This window comes from Dyella sp. AtDHG13 (assembly GCF_003201105.1).
Taxonomy (GTDB): domain Bacteria; phylum Pseudomonadota; class Gammaproteobacteria; order Xanthomonadales; family Rhodanobacteraceae; genus Dyella; species Dyella jiangningensis_B.
The window spans coordinates 277420-294489 of the sequence record NZ_QICJ01000006.1 but is presented as its reverse complement, the minus strand read 5'-3'; the positions used below and the strand labels follow the sequence as shown (position 1 = coordinate 294489).

Genomic DNA, 17070 nt, shown 5'->3' with positions numbered 1-17070 from the left:
TCGTCGTACTTCAATGCCAGCGCAGCGCGGGCGAACACTTCCGATTCCCCGGCGTCGAGCGTGATGGCGCGCATGGCATCGCGGGATTCCTGCGCCCGGTCGAAGCCGTGCAGGACTTCGTAAGCGCCTTCGATGACGTGCCCCGCTACGTCGCCCTTGTGGGGAACGCGCACGTTGGCCACGGTGTCGCCGCAGACAAGGCCATTGCTGCAAACGAAGCGGAACATCCCGGCCAGCATCTGATAGCTGCTAGTGCCGTCATGGGAGTTCAGCAGGATGATTTCGTTGGCCTCGCGGCCGTTGATCTGGCTGGCGTGGCGCAGCCGGATCATGTGCTTCGTGTAGTCGCGGCGGTCGTCGTGGCGCACGCGGGTTTGCGTCACCATGAAAGGCTCGAAGCCTTCCCCGCGCAGTTCTTGCAGCACGGTCGCGGTGGGGATGTAGCTGTACCGCTGCGAGCGGCTTTCGTGCGGGGCGTCCGCGAAGATGGACGGGGCCACGGCCCGGATTTGGTCATCGGACAAGGGACAAGGGACGTTCCGAACGCAGCACCGGGGAACGGGAAGCGAAGCGGGATGCGAGTTGCATGGCATTTCTCCTGACAAAGAAAAAAGGGTTTGCTGTTCACCGCACACCGGATTCCTAGATTCGGAAGCCCAGCCTTTCGGCTGTTCGGTGCGGTCGGCACGAGGAACCCGGTTGGCCCTGTTGCCACCGTCTTTCCTGAGTTCATCGCCCGCGACGGTCAGGAGCGCGCGAACGGGTGCCGTCAAGGAGGCAAGCGCAGGGTTGGTGCGGCCCGCAGGCGCAGCCGAGGACACGGCCCTGCGCGCCTTGACGGCACACGGGCGCGGGCTACAGTCGCGGTGAAGGTGATGAAGTCAGGGGAGACGGCTGGACATGGCAACGGCCCCTCAACACGCCGACCGCACGGCAAGCGAAGCGCGCAGGCCCGGATCTAGGAATCCGGGCCGGAGGCGTCAGCCGAGCGGAGCGAGGGAACGATGGAAGCCCATCAGGGGCGAGACGCCGCAGGCGGCTCGATGCGCAACGCGCACGACAGCGCGACCGGCCACGTTTCTTGGCCGGGGACGCACAGCCTTCAAGGCTCGATGCACAAGCTCATGCGCCAGTCATCGGGAAACAGGTTCGACAGCGACTGCCGTGGTCTGGCCGATCCGGCGCAGCCGGTTCGGCGGTCTTTGAGGGGCGCCAAGCATCGCGCGGCGGGGATAGCCCGCAGGGCTTTCCCCTGGAGGCAAGCGCAGCGCGCAACGCCCCGTCAGGGGCACTTAGGCATCACGCCGAGTCGTCAGGACGCAGGCTGGATTCCGCAACCGGCATCCAAGGCGAAGTCGAGTTCAGGTAGTAGCGCCTGCCACGCGCATACAGCCCCGAAGGCTCGGTAGGCTGGTAGAACCCGGTGACGCGGCGCCGGAACTGCGCGCCAAACTCGTTGGTGTAGATCACCGCGTCGCCGATCTTGAAGCGCAAGGGCTGACCGTTCTCCGGCGCGAACGGCTTGAGCGCATCGTGTTGCGCCGTGATTTCGATGATGTAGTCGTGATGGCTGCTCATGGCATTGATCTCCTGCGAAGGTTGGGAAAGCGCAAGGAGCGCCTTGCGGCGCTCCAAGGGCTGGTTCAGACGACGACACGCCCGACCAACCGGGCATCGCGCGCGTAGGCGCTCAACCGCTTCTCGGCGCGGAAAGACAGGTCGCGCTCGATCGGCAGGCCCAGCCTGCCGCGCACGGTCGCCAGCTCGCCCAGGCTGACCCAGCCGATTTCCGGCATCCCCAGGCCCAGGTCGCAAAGACCAAAGGCGTGGTCGTGGTCATCGGGATCAATCTCGGTCAGCAGCCAGGTCGCGCCGGCATCCGGCGTGAACAGCTTGACGACGGGTGCCGGATCGAAGTCCGGGTTCTCCAAGGATTCGCGGCCGTTGGCCAGCAGCACGATGCGCTGCTCGTCAGTGATGAGTGCGTTGTTCATGGTGAACTCCTGAAAGGTTGCCGGGCGGAATTGCCCGACCCTTCCGGGGCACGGCGCAGCGCAAGCAGTCAGGGGTCAACGACGGCCGCCAGAACGCAAGCGCCATCGGCGCGCAGCCCTTGACGGCGAGAACGCCGTGGCACGATGAAGGGGACAGCAAGACCGCCTCCCTCGCACCTCCACGCACGCGGTTTTTGGCAAGCGAAGCGCGCAGGCCCGAATAGCAATCCGGGCCGGAGGCATCAGCGATGTGAAAGGCGGGCAGTTCTTAAATGCGCGCCCAGTCCCGGTGCAGATCGTCAACGATCATGGGATGACGGTGCCCGCCTCGGTCTGCATGTTCGCGCAAGTGAGGATGATCTGGCGGTAGATCAGGGTGATCGTGGGCGATGTCGGAAGAATCACTAGCGGGCCAGAGCCACAGCGCCAGTCCCACTCCGACAAGACCAATCAGCGACATGATGATGAAGGTCGATTGCAGCCCAAAGGCAGCGCCGAAGCGACCGGCCAAGGGATAGCAAATGAGCCAACACGCATGGGAGAGGGCGAATTGCGCGGCAAAGACCGCGGGGCGATCCTCGGGGTGAGCGGAGCGGCGCAACAGCCGGCCGGAAGGTGTTTGCGCCACGCTGTAGCCGAAGCCGACCACCAACCAGATCACCACCAGAACGGCATATGTCGGAATCATTGCCCCGGCTGCCGTTCCCACAACCAGCATCGTCGCTCCCGCAATCATGACAGGCCGATCAGCAATCTTGTCGAGCAGGCGAGGCAGCGCGAAGGCCGCAACCATCGACCCGCCTCCGAAGGCCGCCAGCGCCCACGCTACCTCGGATTCGCCCAGGCCGAAGCGTGCCTTCACGATGACCACCGTGTTCACGATCACCATTGACCCCGCTGCTGCCACCGCGAGGCTGATCGCCAGCAGACCCCGAAGGCGCGGCGTGGCGAGGTAAATGCGCGTGCCCCGCGTAGTGCGATCCCATATGCCACGACGCGGGCCGGGAACGGTTGTGGGAAGCCTCACGCTGACCACAAGCGCGGCTGACACGAGGAAGCCGAGAACCGTTCCGGCAAACAGGTTGTGGAAGCTGATGACCGTCAGTAGCGCGGCGGCCAGCATCGGGGAAATCAGGCTTTCCAAATCGTAGGCCAGCCGGGAAAGCGACAGTGCTTTCGTGTACTCGTCTTCGTCGGGAAGGATGTCCGGGATAGTGGCTTGAAAGGTCGGCGTGAAGCCTGCGGACGCCGCCTGCAAGACGAAGATCAGCAGATAGATTTGCCAGATTTCGCTGACAAAGGGCAGGCAGAGCGCAACGGATGCTCGTACTAGGTCAAGGGCAACGAGCAACGACCGTCGCGGCAGCCGGTCGGCGAACGCCTGCGCGACCGGGGCGACTCCGACATAGGCCAGCATCTTGATTGCGAGTGCCGTCCCGAGTACCGCGCCGGCATTCGCCCCGGCCAGATCGTAGGCAAGCAGGCCAAGGGCCACCGTCATCAGGCCGGTGCCGACAAGCGCAATCACCTGAGCGGCGAACAGGTGACGATAGGTACGGTTCTTCAGGACGGAGAGCATCGGCGGGCCTCAGAGCAGTTTGGTCAGTGCCTTCATTTCGGTCAAAACGGAGTCTTCGTCATGGGCCAGGCAATGGTCGATGTGGTCGTGGATCAGGACGCGCTTTGCGGCCGTCACCGCGCTTTCCACCGCCGCGAGCTGGCGGGCGATGTCGAGACAGGATTCGCCACTTTCGATCATCCCTATGACGTGCCGAAGATGACCATCGGCGCGTTTCAGCCGCTTCACGAGATCGGGATGGGTTGAGTGCTTGTGTGTCGCGTTCATGTGGCAATTGTATCCCCCCTGGGGGGATATGAAAATGTGCGCCGCCCGCGAAGGAGCGACGCACCGAAGGCCGCACGACGCAATCAGCCCGCCGCCGGCGCTGTCATCGACTGCAACTGCTCGATCACGCCAGGCTCAACGAACACGCAAGCCTGCTCGTCCGCGATCGGCACGTTGAACACCTGCGCGAACACCGTGCGCCGCAGATGGGCCAGCCGGCCGGTCCGGTATGCCTGCTCGGGCTTCATGCGCCCGCCAGCCTGCGACCCGCTGCGCTGCGGATCGCATTCGACCAGCGCGACAAAGCCATCGTCGGCCAGCTTCTGATGCTCGGGGCACAGGCCCCAGCCGGTCGCCGTGTGGCGCTCCATGCTCGCGCGCAGGCGCTTGTCCAGCAGGATCGCGCCGGTGTCGAACGCCGTGCCGCAGACCAGGCAAACGTGCTGTTCGAGGGAAACGTGTGATTTGTCGTTCATGACGGTTCTCCGGTTGCAAGGGCGGAATTGCCCGGAACCGTCGCCCTCACGGCGCAGCGCAGCAGTCAGGGGTCGCAGACGGCCGCCAGGACGCAAGCGCGCAAGGCGCGCGCAGCCCTTGCACGGCGAGAACGCCGTGATACGGTGAAGGGACACAGCAAGACCGCCCCCTCACACCACCCCACGCACGCGGGTTTTTGGCAAGCGAAGCGCGCAGGCGCGGATCAGCGAGCCGGGCCGGAGGCGTCAGTGATGGAAGCCCGACAGGGGCGAGACTCGCGCAGCGAGGCTCGATGCGCAGCACGACAGCGCGACGGCGGCACGCCGGGACGCCCGACTGCTTGAGACAGGACTACTCGTTGTCGGTCTTGCGCTGCTCGATCTGCAACCGCGCCCGTTGCGTTGCTTGTTGCAGCCGCTCCACCAGCACGCCCCTCGGCGGCAAGGCGGTCAGGTACTCGGCGACGTGGATGCCCGACTTGTCCAACTCCAGCAATTCGATCTGCTCGCGCTTCTTGCCGGTGCAAAGGATGATCCCCAGCGGCGAGGCTTCCTCCGGCTCCCGTTCGTGCTTGTCCAGCCAGCGAAGATAAAGCTCCATCTGTCCCTTGAAAGCTGCCTTGAACTCGCCGACCTTCAACTCCACTGCCACCAGCCGCCGCAGCTTGCGGTTGTAAAACAGCAGGTCGAGGTGGAAATCCTCGCCGTCGATCTGGATGCGCTTCTGCCGGGCCACGAAGCTGAAACCCGCGCCCAGCTCCAACAAGAACGACTCCATTTCGCGGATGATCGCCGCCTCCAAGTCGCCTTCTTGCCAAGTGTCCCGCAGCCCCAGGAAGTCGAGGATGTAGGGGTCGCGCATGACCAGGGCGGGCGACATTCGCTGCGCATCGCGCATCTTCGCCAACTCCTGTGCGATCGTCTCGCCCGGCTTTTGAGACAGCGCCGTGCGCTCGTACAACATCGAGTCGATGCGCTCGCGCAGCGTCCGCACGCTCCAGCGTTCGGTGCTCGCCATCTGTGCGTAGTAGTCCCGCTGGAGCGGGTCTTTCAGCGGGATCAGGGCGATGAAGTGCGTCCAGCTCAATTCTCGTATCAGTGATACGAGAATCTGCTCGTCGGGGAAGGTGGCCGCGAACTGCACCATGCGGCGCAGGTTCTGCTCGGCAAAGCTGCCGCCGTACTCCTTCACCAACTGCGCCGCCAGGGTGGGCAGGACTTCCTTGCCATAAGCGCCCCGGCGCCCGTCCAAGACCTGCGTGCGGATGCGCTGGCCGATGCGCCAATAGAGCATCGTCAGCTCGCTATTCACCGTCGAGGCGGCGCGCTTGCGCGCCGCCTCGATCAGTGCCCGAATGTCGCCCAGCAGCGCCGAAGGCGCTGTGGACGATGCTGCGGATGACCGGCGCGTGTTCATGCCGCCGCCTCCGCAAGCTGGCGTGCGCCCGTGATGGCCTGGCGCCGGCTGGCCACCAGTTCGGCCGCATCGCGCACCGGCTTGTCCTCGGTGTGGACGTAGTGCATGAACATCGCTACGGTCTTGTGGCCCGTCAGCTTCATGCCCACTTTGGTCGGCACGCCCGAATTGGCAATGTCGGTCGTCGAGCGATGGCGGATGCCGTGCGTGCCGACGTGCGGGACGCCGGCGGCCTTGAGCACCCGGCACCAGCCGCCATAGTGCTCGCCAAAGGTCAGGTGCTTGGCCGGGTCGTTCGGCGATGGCAGGACGTAGGGGCAGCCCTCCCGGCGCGGCGCCGTCGAAAGCAGCCGATAGGCTTCCTCGCTCATGGGCTTGGAAATGCCGCCGACCTTGCTGTCGGGCCACACCACGCGCCGGTTCTCGAAGTCCAGCCAGCTCCATTCGAGCGGGCAGATTTCGGAGCGCCGGGCGGCGAACTCGAATTGCAGCCGGATCGCCAGCGGGATGACGTAGTTCTCCAGCCCCTCCGCCTCCAGCTTCTCCAACTGGCGGAAGATCCGCACCATTTCCTCGTCCACGATGAGCCGGGTTTCCTTGCCCGGCGGGTACATGGGGACGTGGCGGCACGGGTTCGTGCCGTCCGGGCGGTAGCCCCACACTTCGGCCAGGTTGAACATCTTGCGCAGCACGCCGAAGGTCTTGTTCGCCTCGGTCGGCTTGTAGGCCAGTTTCTCCATCAGCCCGGCAATGTCGGGCCGCTTCACGTCATGCACCTTCTTGCGGCCCAGCAGCGGGATGATGTTGCGGTCTATGACGCCCTGATAGCCGTCCTGCGTGCTGGGCTTGTTGCGCTTCTTGGAGTAGTCCTCCATGAACTTCTTGCACAACTCGGCCATCGTGGGCGCCTTGCGCGCCTCGGCCTTGGCGCCGCCGGGGTCGCCGCCCCGGCGAACCTCGGCCAGCCAGTCCTGTGCCTTGACTCGTGCCTGTTCGACGGTCAGCTCCCCGTACAGCCCCAGCGAGGGCTTGCGGGGCTGGCCGGAGTTCGTGCGGTACTGGAGCATGAACACCCGGCGGCCGGTCGGGGTAATCTTGCACAGGAAGCCGGGCACCACGGTATCCCGCAGTTCAACATCCTTGGCCTGGGGTTGGGCCGACTCCACGGCGGTCTTGGTGAGCTTGATCTTTGCCATGATGACTCCTCGGAACAACCCGGATTCCAGGAGCCAGATAGGAGCGGCGCGAGGGAAAACCGGGTCAAGTTTCAGAAAGCACCGGCATATGATGGACGCGCGTAAGTTATTGATAAACCTGCTGTATCTAGCTACGGCGCAGTCCAGCGAACTACCGGGCTGGAGTCATCGTGAAACAAAAAAAGGGCCGGGTACATACCCGGCCCTTTTTTGTTGGGAAGGAGTGGGCGAGCAGAACACCGGCTCGCTCCATTCCACCCAATGCAAGGTTAGAAGCGGTATTCCGCGCCCAGCGAAATCACGCTGGCGCTGCCGTCGCCCTTGAACTTGCTGCCCAGGCTGAGGCCGTAGTAGTCGTAATTGAGGCTCACGCCGAAATTGCGATTGAAGTCATAGCCCACGCCCACGCCACCGTACCACGAGGTGCTGTTGTCGCTGCCGCGCACGGGATCAGTGGAGTTGCCCAGCGTATCGCTGAGCGTGATCGTGGCGCGCGACTTGGTGAACGCCAGACCGGTACGAGCCTGGATGTTCCAGTTGTTTTCGAACTGGTACAGGTAGTTCGCGCCGAGGGTCCAGCCGTGGGTGGCCGCCTTGCCGGAGGTGGCAATGCCGTAGCCCGACTCGTAGTCCACGTAGCTGTTGTTCAACTTGGCCTTGCCGAGGTCGACGTAGCCTGCATCGATACCCCAGTTGCCGGACGGGGTTGCCCAACGATAGCCCAAGCCCAGATCCCAGCCGAAGCCGGTGTTGCTGGAGAAGTACTGGTTGCTGACGCGATAGTCGGACTGGCCGGCATTACCGCGCACGAAAAAGCCGCCATCATTCTGGTCCGCCAGAGCGGCGGTCAGGGGCGACAGAAGGGCCGCGGACAGCGCGACGAGGGGAATGAGTTTCTTCATGGTTTTATTCCTTTAAGGACTGGGGCAAGCAGATACCCCCAAGGCGCTACCGAAACCTTCCGATGCACGTTGCACGCGGCAGCCGCGTGTAGGGCGTCGATGCCAGCTCCAACACCGGCGCCCCATGAATACCTGCCACGCGTATTGAGCCCGCAAGAAAGCGGCGTCCGCTATCGGAATGAACGGAGATTTGAAGGAAGGAATGAAGGGAATCGCGCGGTTTCCGCTCCCGCGCCTTTCAGATACATCCGGTATGTGCCCTGAAAGACCGAACCTAAGATTCCCGCTTTGCGCGAAGCTAGGCCCCGATGTTCAAGGCATTCACTTCCAGGCTGCTGCCTGTCGCCGTCGCCGCGTTGATGCTGGGGTGCCATTCCCCGTCGAGCCAGCCAGCCGCACCCACGCCCAACGCCGAGGCGGAAGGCGTGGTGCTGACCACGCCCGTCAACAAGTATGCGTTGACCATTCCCGTCGTCATTGCCGGGAAGAGCTATACCTTCCTGGTGGACACCGGCGCCGCCTTCACGGTCCTGGACAATCAGATCGCGGCCACGCTCACCGAAAAAGCGGCGGACAACGACGTGCCATCGTTCCTTCTGGAAAGCGACACGATCGACACCGCCAGCGGCGTCATGAGCAAGAACGACGTGACGTTCTGGCGCTCGCTCCCCATGCGCATCGGCCATCGCGATGTTCACGACGCCATGCCTTGGCATGGGCTCGATCTGACCCACGTGACACAGGCTCTCGGGCAGCGGATCGACGGCATCCTCGGCGCCGAGGTCATACGCCAGTTGAACTGGCAGGTGGACAACAAGGCAGGCACGTTGACGATACGGGACGGTAGCCCGTCGCTCGCCAGCTACGACACATGCATGCCCTACAACTCGTCTTTCGGCAATGGTCCCGAAATTGCGGTGGATCTGCCTGAGGGGCAGTGGGCTCTCATGCAGATCGACACCGGATCGATGGACCTGTATGCGTCGCCCGAGTTGCTGGCGGCGCTCCGTGACGGCCATTCGCCGGCCGAGGCCCTTCCTCCGGGGCCATCATCCGAAATAGACGGCGTCTCCGAAAGCGCCCTGTATCGCATCAGCGGCCTTACGCTGAACGGGACGCGGCTTGGTGCGATGACGGCGGCCACGTCGCTCACGGGGACGAACAACATGGGCATGAATTTCCTTTCCCGCCTTGATCGCTATGCGCTGTCACCCAACCTGATGGTGTTTTGCTATACCGCCGCCAACCTTTCCCGTGATGAACCGAAGGCGGTTCGATCCGTCGGCATCGCATTCATCCATGGGCGCCTCGAAGTCGCCTACAACAACCCGGCGAGGATCCGCGGTTACGGACTGGAGAATGGCGATGTCCTGCTCGAGGTCAACAAGCAGCGCGCCAGGCCGGAAGAGATCCAGGCGCTCCGCCAGCAGGTCAGCAACACCCCGGCAGGCCGGCTCAAGCTGGTGATCGAGCGGCAGGGAACCCGCAAGACGCTGACCCTCTGACCCAGGCGGAAAGAACAAGGCGCCCGCCTGAAAGGCGCGTGACAGGGACGTAACCGGAACGGCCTTCCAGGCGAATAATCCGCTGAACACCACAGCGGACTATTCGCCCACATGCTCGTCCTGTTTCTTGCCTACCTTGGCGGCGTATTGACCATCCTCAGCCCGTGCATCCTGCCCGTGCTGCCTTTCGTATTCGCCCGCGCGGACCGCCCTTTCGCACGCAACGGCCTGCCCATGCTGGTGGGCATGGCCCTGACGTTCGCGCTGGTCGCCACGCTGGCGGCCGTGGGCGGGGGCTGGGCGATCCGGGCCAACCAGTACGGCCGTATCGTGGCCCTGGTGGTACTGGCCATCTTGGGCTTGACCCTGCTGTCGACGCGGCTGGCCGAATGGATCAGCCGGCCGTTCGTGACGCTGGGCAACCGGCTTTCCCAGCGCTCGGGCGATGACGACTCGATCTGGTCGGCGGCCGGCCTGGGTGTCGCCACGGGCCTGCTGTGGGCGCCCTGCGCCGGGCCCATCCTGGGCCTTCTGCTGACCGGTGCGGCGCTCAACGGGGCGAGCGTGCAGACATCCCTGCTCCTGCTCACGTATGCGCTGGGCGCGGCCACCTCGCTGGCGCTGGCCCTGGTCATCGGCGGCAAGGTCTTTGCCATCATGAAGCGCTCGCTCGGCGCGGGCGAATGGGTGCGCAAGGCGCTGGGCGTGCTGGTGCTCGCGGGCGTGGCGGCGATTGCGCTGGGGCTGGATACCGGCGTGCTGACTCGCGTGTCATTGGCCAGCACCGGCGGTATCGAGCAGAAGCTGATCGACGCCGCACGCCCTGCCCCGGCGCCGCAACCGGCTGTGAAACAGGGCGAACCGCTGCCGGTCGAGGGCCAGCTGCCCTCGCTGGGCGGCGCCATGCAATGGTTCAACACGCCGCCGCTGTCGGCGACGTCGTTGCGTGGCAAGGTGGTGCTGGTCGACTTCTGGACCTACTCCTGCATCAACTGCATCCGCTCGTTGCCTTACGTGCGCGGCTGGGCCGACAAGTACAAGGACCACGGCCTGGTGGTGATCGGCGTGCACGCGCCGGAATTCGCCTTTGAAAAAGATCCGCGGAACGTCGGCAAGGCGATCAAGGATCTGGGCGTGGACTACCCCGTCGCGCTCGACAACGACTACGCCATCTGGAAGGGCTTCAGCAACGAATACTGGCCCGCGCATTACTTCATCGACACGCAGGGGCGCATCCGCCATCACCATTTTGGCGAAGGCGAGTACGAGCAGAGCGAAGACGTGATCCGCCAGTTGCTGACCGAGGCCGGACAGAAGAACCTTCCGGGCGGTTACGTGCAGCCGGGCGCCCAGGGCGCGGAGGCCGCCGGCTCGGGCGATGCCATGCGCTCGCCGGAAACCTATGTCGGCTATGCGCGCTCGGAGAACTTCGCCGGCGGCAAGGTCGCGCACGACGATGCCTGGACTTATCACGCGCCGGACACGCTGATGCTGAACCAATGGGCCCTAGATGGACGCTGGACGGTACGCGATGAAAACGCGCGGCTGGACAACGCCAACGGCCGCATCGTGTACCGGTTCCGCGGGCGCGACCTGCATCTGGTACTGGGCCCGGGCCATGACGGCAAGCCGGTGCGCTTCCGCGTCACCATCGATGGCAAGGCGCCGGGCATCGATCACGGCATGGATATCGACGCCGACGGCAACGGCGCGGTGACCTCGCAACGCCTCTATCAACTGATTCGCCAGGCCAGCAGCACCGGCGAGCGCACCTTTGAAATCACCTTCCTCGACCCCGGCGTCCAGGCCTACGCCTTCACCTTTGGCTGATCGACCTCATGGAGGTTGCCATGTCACGCACACAGGACATCGTCAAACTGGAGCGCCGCCGTTTTCTGTGCGCGGCACTGACCGGAGGAGCGGTCGCGGCTATCGGAGGCTTTGCACTGCCTGCCTTGCTGAAGCGTGGAGCCCTGAGCGGTGCGGCGATGGCCGCCACGCCAGCGGCGGCGGGCGCGGACGTGCTGCTGGTCTGTTTCGCCGACGATGGCCACAAGCTCGGCGTGTGCCATGTACGCAAGCTCGTGCTCAACGATGCGCAATGGCATGGGCGGCTCAGCGACGAGGCGTACTACGTGATGCGCCGCGCGGGCACGGAGCGCGCCTTCAGCGGCTCGCACGAGAAGACCGGGCCCGGCCTGTACCGTTGCCCCGCCTGCGACACCGCCTTGTTCGATGCCGCCACGCAATTCGATTCGGGTACGGGCTGGCCCAGCTTCTGGCAGCCCATCGCCAAGCAGAACGTGATCGAAACGCGCGACAGCACGTTCGGCATGGAGCGCATCGCCGTGAGCTGCGCCGGCTGCGACAGCCATCTGGGCCATGTGTTTGACGACGGCCCGCCGCCGACGGGATTGCGCTATTGCATGAACTCGGTGGCGCTGAGGTTTGTGGCGAGGACTTCGTAGGTCGCCGTTGCAACTCCTAAGCCGTTCAAAATCCCGGAGCAGTATCCATTTCCTCACCGTCATTCCGGCGAAAGCCGGAATCCAGCGATTTTACGTGCCGCGAAAAAGCAAAAAGGCACTGGATGACCAGCCATTCGGCTGTTGATGAAGCGCCTCCGGCCTTCGCCGGAATGACGGTGAGGAATATGAGCGCTCATGCAAGATGGTGAATAAGCGCCAAGGCGCAAGCGCGCTTCTACAGCACCAACTTCGTCCGGTAAGGCGCAAGCACCGACGGATCATCGAACAGCCCACAGGGAAGCAGATAACGCGGATCGCGGCCTTCGGCGAGCAGTTCACGGATGCGAGTGGCCGAAATCTCCAGCGGCGTTACCGACAACTCGATGACCTTGCCCGCTGGGTGCTCGTGCAAGAGCTTTGGATCCACCGTGCGGCGAGGAAGGATTTCCACGGCAAGGTCCACTGACCACGCCGCATCGATGCCGGGACGGCTGAGCACGCCGATGTGCGCATACTCGAACAGGTCGCGCCAGCTCTGCCAGCTCGGCAGGCCCGCGAAGGCATCCGCGCCCAGCAGCAGGATCAGCGGGCGCTCGCCCAGTTCGTCGCGCAGTTCGCGCAGGGTATCGATGGTGTAGGACGGACCTTCGCGGCGCAGCTCACGTGTGTCCAGGCTCAACCGGTTCTGCCCCTGCAGCGCGGCCGTCAGCATGGCCACGCGCTGGGCGGGCGTGGCGGTGGGTGCGTTGCGGTGCGGCGGTACGTTCGCCGGCATCAGGCGCACGTCGGCATCGAGCAGTTCGGAGGCCTCCCAGGCCACGCTGAGGTGCCCCAGGTGCACCGGATCGAAGGTGCCGCCAAAAAGCGCGAGTGGCTTCATGCCAGCGCGCCGGCCGCCCGCGGTTCGGCGATGGCGGCAATCAGGCGCTCGGCCTCCAGCCAGGCATCGCCCTGCTCGCGTCCCTTCGCCATGCGGTCGATGCGCGCGGCGCGTGCCAGGCACTGCAGCCAATGCTCGCGCGGCGCACGGCGCAATGCCTTGCGGAACAGCTGCTCGCGCGCAGGCCACAGGCGCTCCGCGCGCGCCTGCGCGGCGAAGTCGCGTGCATTGGCGAGGCGCAGCGCAAGCTGCAACTGGTTCACCAGCCAACCCATCAGGCCGATCAGTTCCTCGCCCTCCGCATGCAGGCCGGCGAGGATGCGCAGTGCACGCCCCCCCTCGCCCGCGAAAGCCGCGTCGGTGAGCTTGAAGGCGTCGTAGCGGGCGCTGTCGGCGACGAGGTTTTCCATCTCCTGCGCGTCGATCTTGCCCTGGCCGTGCAGCACGACCAGCTTGTCGATTTCCTGCGCGGCGGCCAGCAGGTTGCCCTCGACACGCTCGGCCAGCAGCATGGCCGCATCCGGCGTGGCCGATAGGCCGCGCGAGGCGAGCCGCGCGCCGATCCAGGAGCCCCACTCGTTCGGTCGCGGCGCGTTGAACACCACCAGCGCACCGGCCGCGTCGAGGTTCTTGGTCCAGGCGCCTTCGTGCTTGCTGCTCCACTCGGTCGCGGTGATCAGCAGGGTCACGTCCGGCGGCGGATTGGCGCAGAACTCGTTGATGGCCTTGGCGCCTTCCGTGCCGGGACGTCCGGTGGGCAGGCGCAGATCCAGCAGGCGGCGCGTGGCGAACAGCGACATGCCCGCCGCGGAACGCGCCAGCTCGTCCCAGTCGAAATGATGGCCCACGTCCAGCACCTCGCGCTCGGCGTAGCCCAGCTTGCGGGCCTGGGCACGCAGCGCATCTGCCGCCTCGAGCACCAGCAGCTCCTCACCTGCGAGGAGGTACGCCGGCAGCAGGCGATCGGCCGTCAGCGACTTCTGCCATTGCGCGGCATTGAGCGGCATGGTCGGGCGAGCTGCTCAGTGCGTGCTGCTGGAGGACGCCGGCGCGGGCTGCGCTTCCTGCGCCGCAGCCGCCGCGGCGGTCTGGCCGGGGTGGCGGCCGGCCGCCTGCAGTCGCAGCAGGATGGCGGTGATCATGTCGTCGTTGAGGCTGCTCTGGATGGCATCCACCTGCGCCGCCGTACCGATGGTATTGGTCGGGTCGTAGCTGAAGTCGCGCTGCAGGTCGATGCGCTGCCGCGGAATCAGCGGCTGGCCCGTGCCGTCATGCACCTCGAACTGCACCTGGTAGCGCACGGTGTATTCCGTGACGCGCGCGGCACCGTTGATCGTTAGCGTATCCGTGGTGAACTGCGCCACCGGAATATTGAGTTCGGCGATGTCGGGCGCCTTGTGGTCTTCCACGTTGATGCCCGACGCCACCAGCGAACGCTCGAGGCCGCGCTGCAGGTTGAGATTGCCGGTCACCACGTGCACGTGCTGCATGGCCGGCGGCAAGGCCACGTTCTGGCGCAGATGGAATCCGCACGCCGCCAACGTAAGAGTGGACATCAACAGCAGCGAAGCTTTGAACACACGGCTCATGGATTTCATCCTGCAACGATGTTGACGATCTTGCCCGGCACCACGATCACCTTGCGCACGGTCTGCCCTTCCAGGAAGGCCGCTACGTTCGGTTGTGCCAGCGCCAGCGCTTCGGCTTCTTCCTTCGATGCGTTCGCGGCCACCTCGATAGTACCGCGCAGCTTGCCGTTGACCTGAACCGCGAGCGTCAACGAATCGCGCACCAGCGCGGCGACGTCCACCTGCGGCCAGGGCTGGTCTTCCAGCACGGACTGCGGATGGCCGAGCACCTGCCACAGCGCGTGGCTCACGTGCGGCACGACCGGGTTGAGCAGCAGCACCATCGCTTCCAGCGCCTCGTGGCGCACGGCGCGGCCCTGCTCGCTCATGTCGTTGAACTTGTTGAGCGCGTTGAGCAGTTCCATCAGCGCGGCGATGGCGGTGTTGAAGGAATGGCGGCGGCCCAGGTCGTCGCTGACCTTCTGGATGGTTTCGTGCACCTGGCGGCGCAGCGTCTTCTGGCCCGCATCGAGCTTGGCCGGTTCGACCACCGGATGATCCGGCTGCGATGCGTGCGTGGTCACCTCGCGCCAGAAGCGGCGCAGGAAACGGGCCATGCCTTCCACGCCCGCCTCGCTCCATTCCAGCGACTGCTCCGGCGGCGCGGCGAACATGGAGAACAGGCGCACCGTATCGGCGCCGTACTTGTCCACCATGGCCTGCGGATCGATGCCGTTGTTCTTGGATTTGGACATCTTCTCGGTACCGCCGATCTTCACCGGCTGGCCGTCCTTCTTCGAACGTGCGCCGATGACGCGCGCCTTGTCGTCACGCTCGATTTCCACGTCGGCGGGGTTGAGCCAGTCCTTCGAGCCGTCGGCGTTGTCGCGGTAGAACGTCTCGGCGATCACCATGCCCTGGCACAGCAGGTTGGTGGCCGGTTCGTCGGCCTTCACCAGGCCCGCGTCGCGCATCAGCTTGTGATAGAAGCGGAAGTACAGCAGATGCAGGATGGCGTGCTCGATGCCACCGATGTACTGGTCCACCGGCAGCCAATAGTTGGCGCGCTCGTCGACCTGATCGTGCGCACCCGGGCTGGTGTAGCGCGCGTAATACCAGCTCGACTCCATGAAGGTGTCGAAGGTGTCGGTTTCGCGCTCGGCCGGGCCGCCGCACTGCGGGCAGGTGGTCTTGCGCCACTCGGGGTCGGCCTTGATCGGCGACTGCACGCCGGAGAAGGCGACGTCTTCCGGCAGCACCACCGGCAGCTGGTCTTCGGGCACCGGCACCGCGTCGCACTTGGCGCAGTAGATGACGGGGATCGGGCAACCCCAGTAGCGCTGGCGGCTCACGCCCCAGTCGCGCAGGCGCCAGTTCACGCGGCGCACGCCCTTGCCTTCGCGCTCGAAACGCGCAGCCATGGCCTCGAAAGCCTGGTTGTAATCCATGCCGTCGAATTCGCCGGAGTTCACCAGGTAGCCGCGCTCGGTGAAGGCGCTGTCCTCCTGGATGCTCTTCTCGAACGATTCGATCAGCTGCACCGCCGCCGAGGTTTCATAGGCATCGATGTTGCCACCACCCAGCGCGGCGCGCATCGGGTCGGCGCCCACGCCCTTGGACAGGTCGTGGTTGATCTCGGCCACAGCATCGAGCACGGCGCGATCGACCACCACCATCTTGATCGGCAGGCTGTATTTCTGCGCGAATTCCCAGTCGCGCTGGTCGTGGCCGGGCACCGCCATCACCGCGCCGGTGCCGTAGCCCCACAGCACGAAGTTGGCGACGAACACCGGGATCTTCTCGCCGGTGAGCGGATGCACGGCTTCGATGCCGGTATCCATGCCGCGCTTTTCCTGCGTTTCTAGCTCGGCTTCGGACACGCCGCCGTGCTTGAGTTCCTCAAGGAACGCGGCGAGCTTCGGGTTGTTCTGCGCGGCCTTGATGGCCAGCGGATGTTCGCCCGCGATGGACACGAAGGTCACGCCCATCAGCGTGTCGGGGCGCGTGGTGAACACGGTGAGCGGTTCGCTCTCGCCTTCCACCTCGAAGTGGATCTCCAGGCCCTCGGAGCGGCCGATCCAGTTGCGCTGCATGGTCTTCACCGCGTCGGGCCAGCCGGGCAGCGTATCCAGGCCGTCGAGCAGTTCCTGCGCGTAGTCGGTGATCTTGAGGAACCACTGCGGAATCTCGCGCTTTTCGACCAGCGCGCCGGAGCGCCAGCCGCGGCCGTCGACCACCTGCTCGTTGGCGAGCACGGTCTGGTCCACCGGATCCCAGTTCACCACGGCGTTCTTGCGGTAGGCCATGCCCTTCTTCGTCAACCGCGTGAACATCAGCTGTTCCCAACGGTAGTAGTCGGGGCGGCAGGTGGCGAACTCGCGGGTCCAGTCGTAGGCAAAGCCCATGCGCTGCAGCTGGCCGCGCATGTGGTCGATGTTCTGGTAGGTCCACTTGGCCGGCGCGGTGTTGTTCTTGATAGCGGCGTTCTCGGCGGGCAGGCCGAACGCGTCCCAGCCCATCGGCTGCAGCACGTTCTTGCCCTGCATGCGCTGGTAGCGGCTGATCACGTCGCCGATGGTGTAGTTGCGCACGTGGCCCATGTGCAGCGCGCCCGAGGGATACGGGAGCATGGAGAGGCAGTAGAACTTGGGCCGCGAGGGGTCTTCCTTCACCTCATAGGCGCGCTGGTCGCGCCAGAACGTCTGGGCGGCGGTTTCCACCGCCTGCGGCTGGTAGCCGTGCTCGTTGGCCTGGTCCTGGTTACCTACTTCCTGAATGTCCTGCATGTGTCCGGCGCCGTGGTTTTTTTGCGCCAACC

Annotated in this window: 15 protein-coding genes and 1 pseudogene; 3 read left to right on the top strand and 13 right to left on the bottom strand. The window is 65.1% G+C overall.

What is annotated here, in order from left to right; translation table 11 throughout:
* The 9 genes and pseudogenes from BDW41_RS12660 to BDW41_RS12615 form a co-directional block, all read right to left on the bottom strand.
* A pseudogene (locus BDW41_RS12660) lies at positions 1–588 on the bottom strand (DUF932 domain-containing protein); the annotation flags it as partial.
* A gap of 711 nt (positions 589–1299) precedes the next feature.
* Complete coding sequence (locus BDW41_RS12650) at positions 1300–1578, bottom strand: hypothetical protein (RefSeq protein ID WP_023114169.1); 279 nt, start codon at positions 1576–1578, stop codon at positions 1300–1302.
* A 65-nt stretch (positions 1579–1643) separates the two neighbouring features.
* Positions 1644–1994 (bottom strand): DUF2958 domain-containing protein, encoded by a 351-nt coding sequence (locus BDW41_RS12645; protein ID WP_023114168.1) that lies wholly within the window; start codon positions 1992–1994, stop codon positions 1644–1646.
* Positions 1995–2262: 268 nt separating this feature from the next.
* Positions 2263–3573 carry an MFS transporter gene (locus BDW41_RS12640; protein ID WP_023103967.1) on the bottom strand — a complete coding sequence of 437 codons (1311 nt, stop codon included), beginning with the start codon at positions 3571–3573 and terminating at the stop codon, positions 2263–2265.
* Positions 3574–3582: 9 nt separating this feature from the next.
* On the bottom strand, positions 3583–3840 hold the full coding sequence (locus tag BDW41_RS12635) for a metal-sensing transcriptional repressor (RefSeq protein ID WP_003111693.1): 258 nt from the start codon (positions 3838–3840) through the stop codon (positions 3583–3585).
* A gap of 83 nt (positions 3841–3923) precedes the next feature.
* A complete protein-coding gene (locus tag BDW41_RS12630; RefSeq protein ID WP_023114166.1) occupies positions 3924–4316 on the bottom strand; it encodes a hypothetical protein in 393 nt (130 codons plus the stop codon).
* Between the two features lie 352 nt (positions 4317–4668).
* A complete protein-coding gene (locus BDW41_RS12625; protein WP_023125152.1) occupies positions 4669–5733 on the bottom strand; it encodes a PDDEXK nuclease domain-containing protein in 1065 nt (354 codons plus the stop codon).
* A complete protein-coding gene (locus BDW41_RS12620) occupies positions 5730–6929 on the bottom strand; it encodes a site-specific integrase (protein ID WP_023114164.1) in 1200 nt (399 codons plus the stop codon). Before BDW41_RS12620 ends, BDW41_RS12625 begins: the two co-directional genes overlap by 4 nt.
* A 269-nt stretch (positions 6930–7198) precedes the next feature.
* The gene (locus tag BDW41_RS12615) at positions 7199–7831 is read right to left on the bottom strand and encodes a porin family protein (RefSeq protein WP_074547709.1); all 633 of its coding nucleotides are present in this window, start codon (positions 7829–7831) and stop codon (positions 7199–7201) included.
* A gap of 308 nt (positions 7832–8139) precedes the next feature.
* On the opposite strand from BDW41_RS12615, the gene BDW41_RS12610 reads away from it, so the two are divergent.
* From BDW41_RS12610 to msrB, 3 genes are all read left to right on the top strand, one after another.
* Positions 8140–9336 (top strand): aspartyl protease family protein, encoded by a 1197-nt coding sequence (locus BDW41_RS12610; RefSeq protein ID WP_083337592.1) that lies wholly within the window; start codon positions 8140–8142, stop codon positions 9334–9336.
* A gap of 111 nt (positions 9337–9447) precedes the next feature.
* A complete protein-coding gene (locus BDW41_RS12605) occupies positions 9448–11166 on the top strand; it encodes a cytochrome c biogenesis protein DipZ (protein ID WP_074547710.1) in 1719 nt (572 codons plus the stop codon).
* 20 nt (positions 11167–11186) lie between these two features.
* On the top strand, positions 11187–11804 hold the full coding sequence (gene msrB, locus BDW41_RS12600; RefSeq protein ID WP_074547711.1) for a peptide-methionine (R)-S-oxide reductase MsrB: 618 nt from the start codon (positions 11187–11189) through the stop codon (positions 11802–11804).
* A gap of 235 nt (positions 11805–12039) precedes the next feature.
* Here the strand turns inward: msrB and nadD are convergent, their stop codons facing one another.
* Genes nadD through leuS form a run of 4 tightly spaced genes read right to left on the bottom strand, consistent with a single transcriptional unit; the run spans position 12040 to position 17038 of the window.
* Positions 12040–12684, bottom strand: coding sequence for a nicotinate-nucleotide adenylyltransferase (gene nadD, locus BDW41_RS12595; protein ID WP_074547712.1), 645 nt, complete (start codon positions 12682–12684; stop codon positions 12040–12042).
* Positions 12681–13691 (bottom strand): DNA polymerase III subunit delta, encoded by a 1011-nt coding sequence (gene holA / locus BDW41_RS12590; protein ID WP_074547713.1) that lies wholly within the window; start codon positions 13689–13691, stop codon positions 12681–12683. Before holA ends, nadD begins: the two co-directional genes overlap by 4 nt.
* Before the next feature lie 15 nt (positions 13692–13706).
* Positions 13707–14273: an LPS assembly lipoprotein LptE gene (lptE, locus tag BDW41_RS12585; protein WP_074547714.1), complete on the bottom strand. Its 567-nt coding sequence runs from the start codon at positions 14271–14273 to the stop codon at positions 13707–13709.
* Between the two features lie 5 nt (positions 14274–14278).
* Positions 14279–17038, bottom strand: coding sequence for a leucine--tRNA ligase (gene leuS, locus BDW41_RS12580; protein WP_074547715.1), 2760 nt, complete (start codon positions 17036–17038; stop codon positions 14279–14281).
* Between the last annotated feature and the right edge of the window lie 32 nt (positions 17039–17070).

Excerpts from the sequence above, each read along its gene's own strand:
- BDW41_RS12605 (WP_074547710.1), top strand. The coding sequence starts at position 9,448 with ATGCTCGTCCTGTTTCTTGCCTACCTTGGCGGCGTATTGACCATCCTC.
- BDW41_RS12610 (WP_083337592.1), top strand. The coding sequence starts at position 8,140 with ATGTTCAAGGCATTCACTTCCAGGCTGCTGCCTGTCGCCGTCGCCGCG.
- msrB (WP_074547711.1), top strand. The coding sequence starts at position 11,187 with ATGTCACGCACACAGGACATCGTCAAACTGGAGCGCCGCCGTTTTCTG.
- BDW41_RS12635 (WP_003111693.1), bottom strand. The coding sequence starts at position 3,840 with ATGAACGCGACACACAAGCACTCAACCCATCCCGATCTCGTGAAGCGG.
- BDW41_RS12620 (WP_023114164.1), bottom strand. The coding sequence starts at position 6,929 with ATGGCAAAGATCAAGCTCACCAAGACCGCCGTGGAGTCGGCCCAACCC.
- leuS (WP_074547715.1), bottom strand. The coding sequence starts at position 17,038 with ATGCAGGACATTCAGGAAGTAGGTAACCAGGACCAGGCCAACGAGCAC.
- BDW41_RS12640 (WP_023103967.1), bottom strand. The coding sequence starts at position 3,573 with ATGCTCTCCGTCCTGAAGAACCGTACCTATCGTCACCTGTTCGCCGCT.
- BDW41_RS12645 (WP_023114168.1), bottom strand. The coding sequence starts at position 1,994 with ATGAACAACGCACTCATCACTGACGAGCAGCGCATCGTGCTGCTGGCC.
- nadD (WP_074547712.1), bottom strand. The coding sequence starts at position 12,684 with ATGAAGCCACTCGCGCTTTTTGGCGGCACCTTCGATCCGGTGCACCTG.
- BDW41_RS12630 (WP_023114166.1), bottom strand. The coding sequence starts at position 4,316 with ATGAACGACAAATCACACGTTTCCCTCGAACAGCACGTTTGCCTGGTC.
- holA (WP_074547713.1), bottom strand. The coding sequence starts at position 13,691 with ATGCCGCTCAATGCCGCGCAATGGCAGAAGTCGCTGACGGCCGATCGC.
- BDW41_RS12625 (WP_023125152.1), bottom strand. The coding sequence starts at position 5,733 with ATGAACACGCGCCGGTCATCCGCAGCATCGTCCACAGCGCCTTCGGCG.
- lptE (WP_074547714.1), bottom strand. The coding sequence starts at position 14,273 with ATGAGCCGTGTGTTCAAAGCTTCGCTGCTGTTGATGTCCACTCTTACG.
- BDW41_RS12615 (WP_074547709.1), bottom strand. The coding sequence starts at position 7,831 with ATGAAGAAACTCATTCCCCTCGTCGCGCTGTCCGCGGCCCTTCTGTCG.
- BDW41_RS12650 (WP_023114169.1), bottom strand. The coding sequence starts at position 1,578 with ATGAGCAGCCATCACGACTACATCATCGAAATCACGGCGCAACACGAT.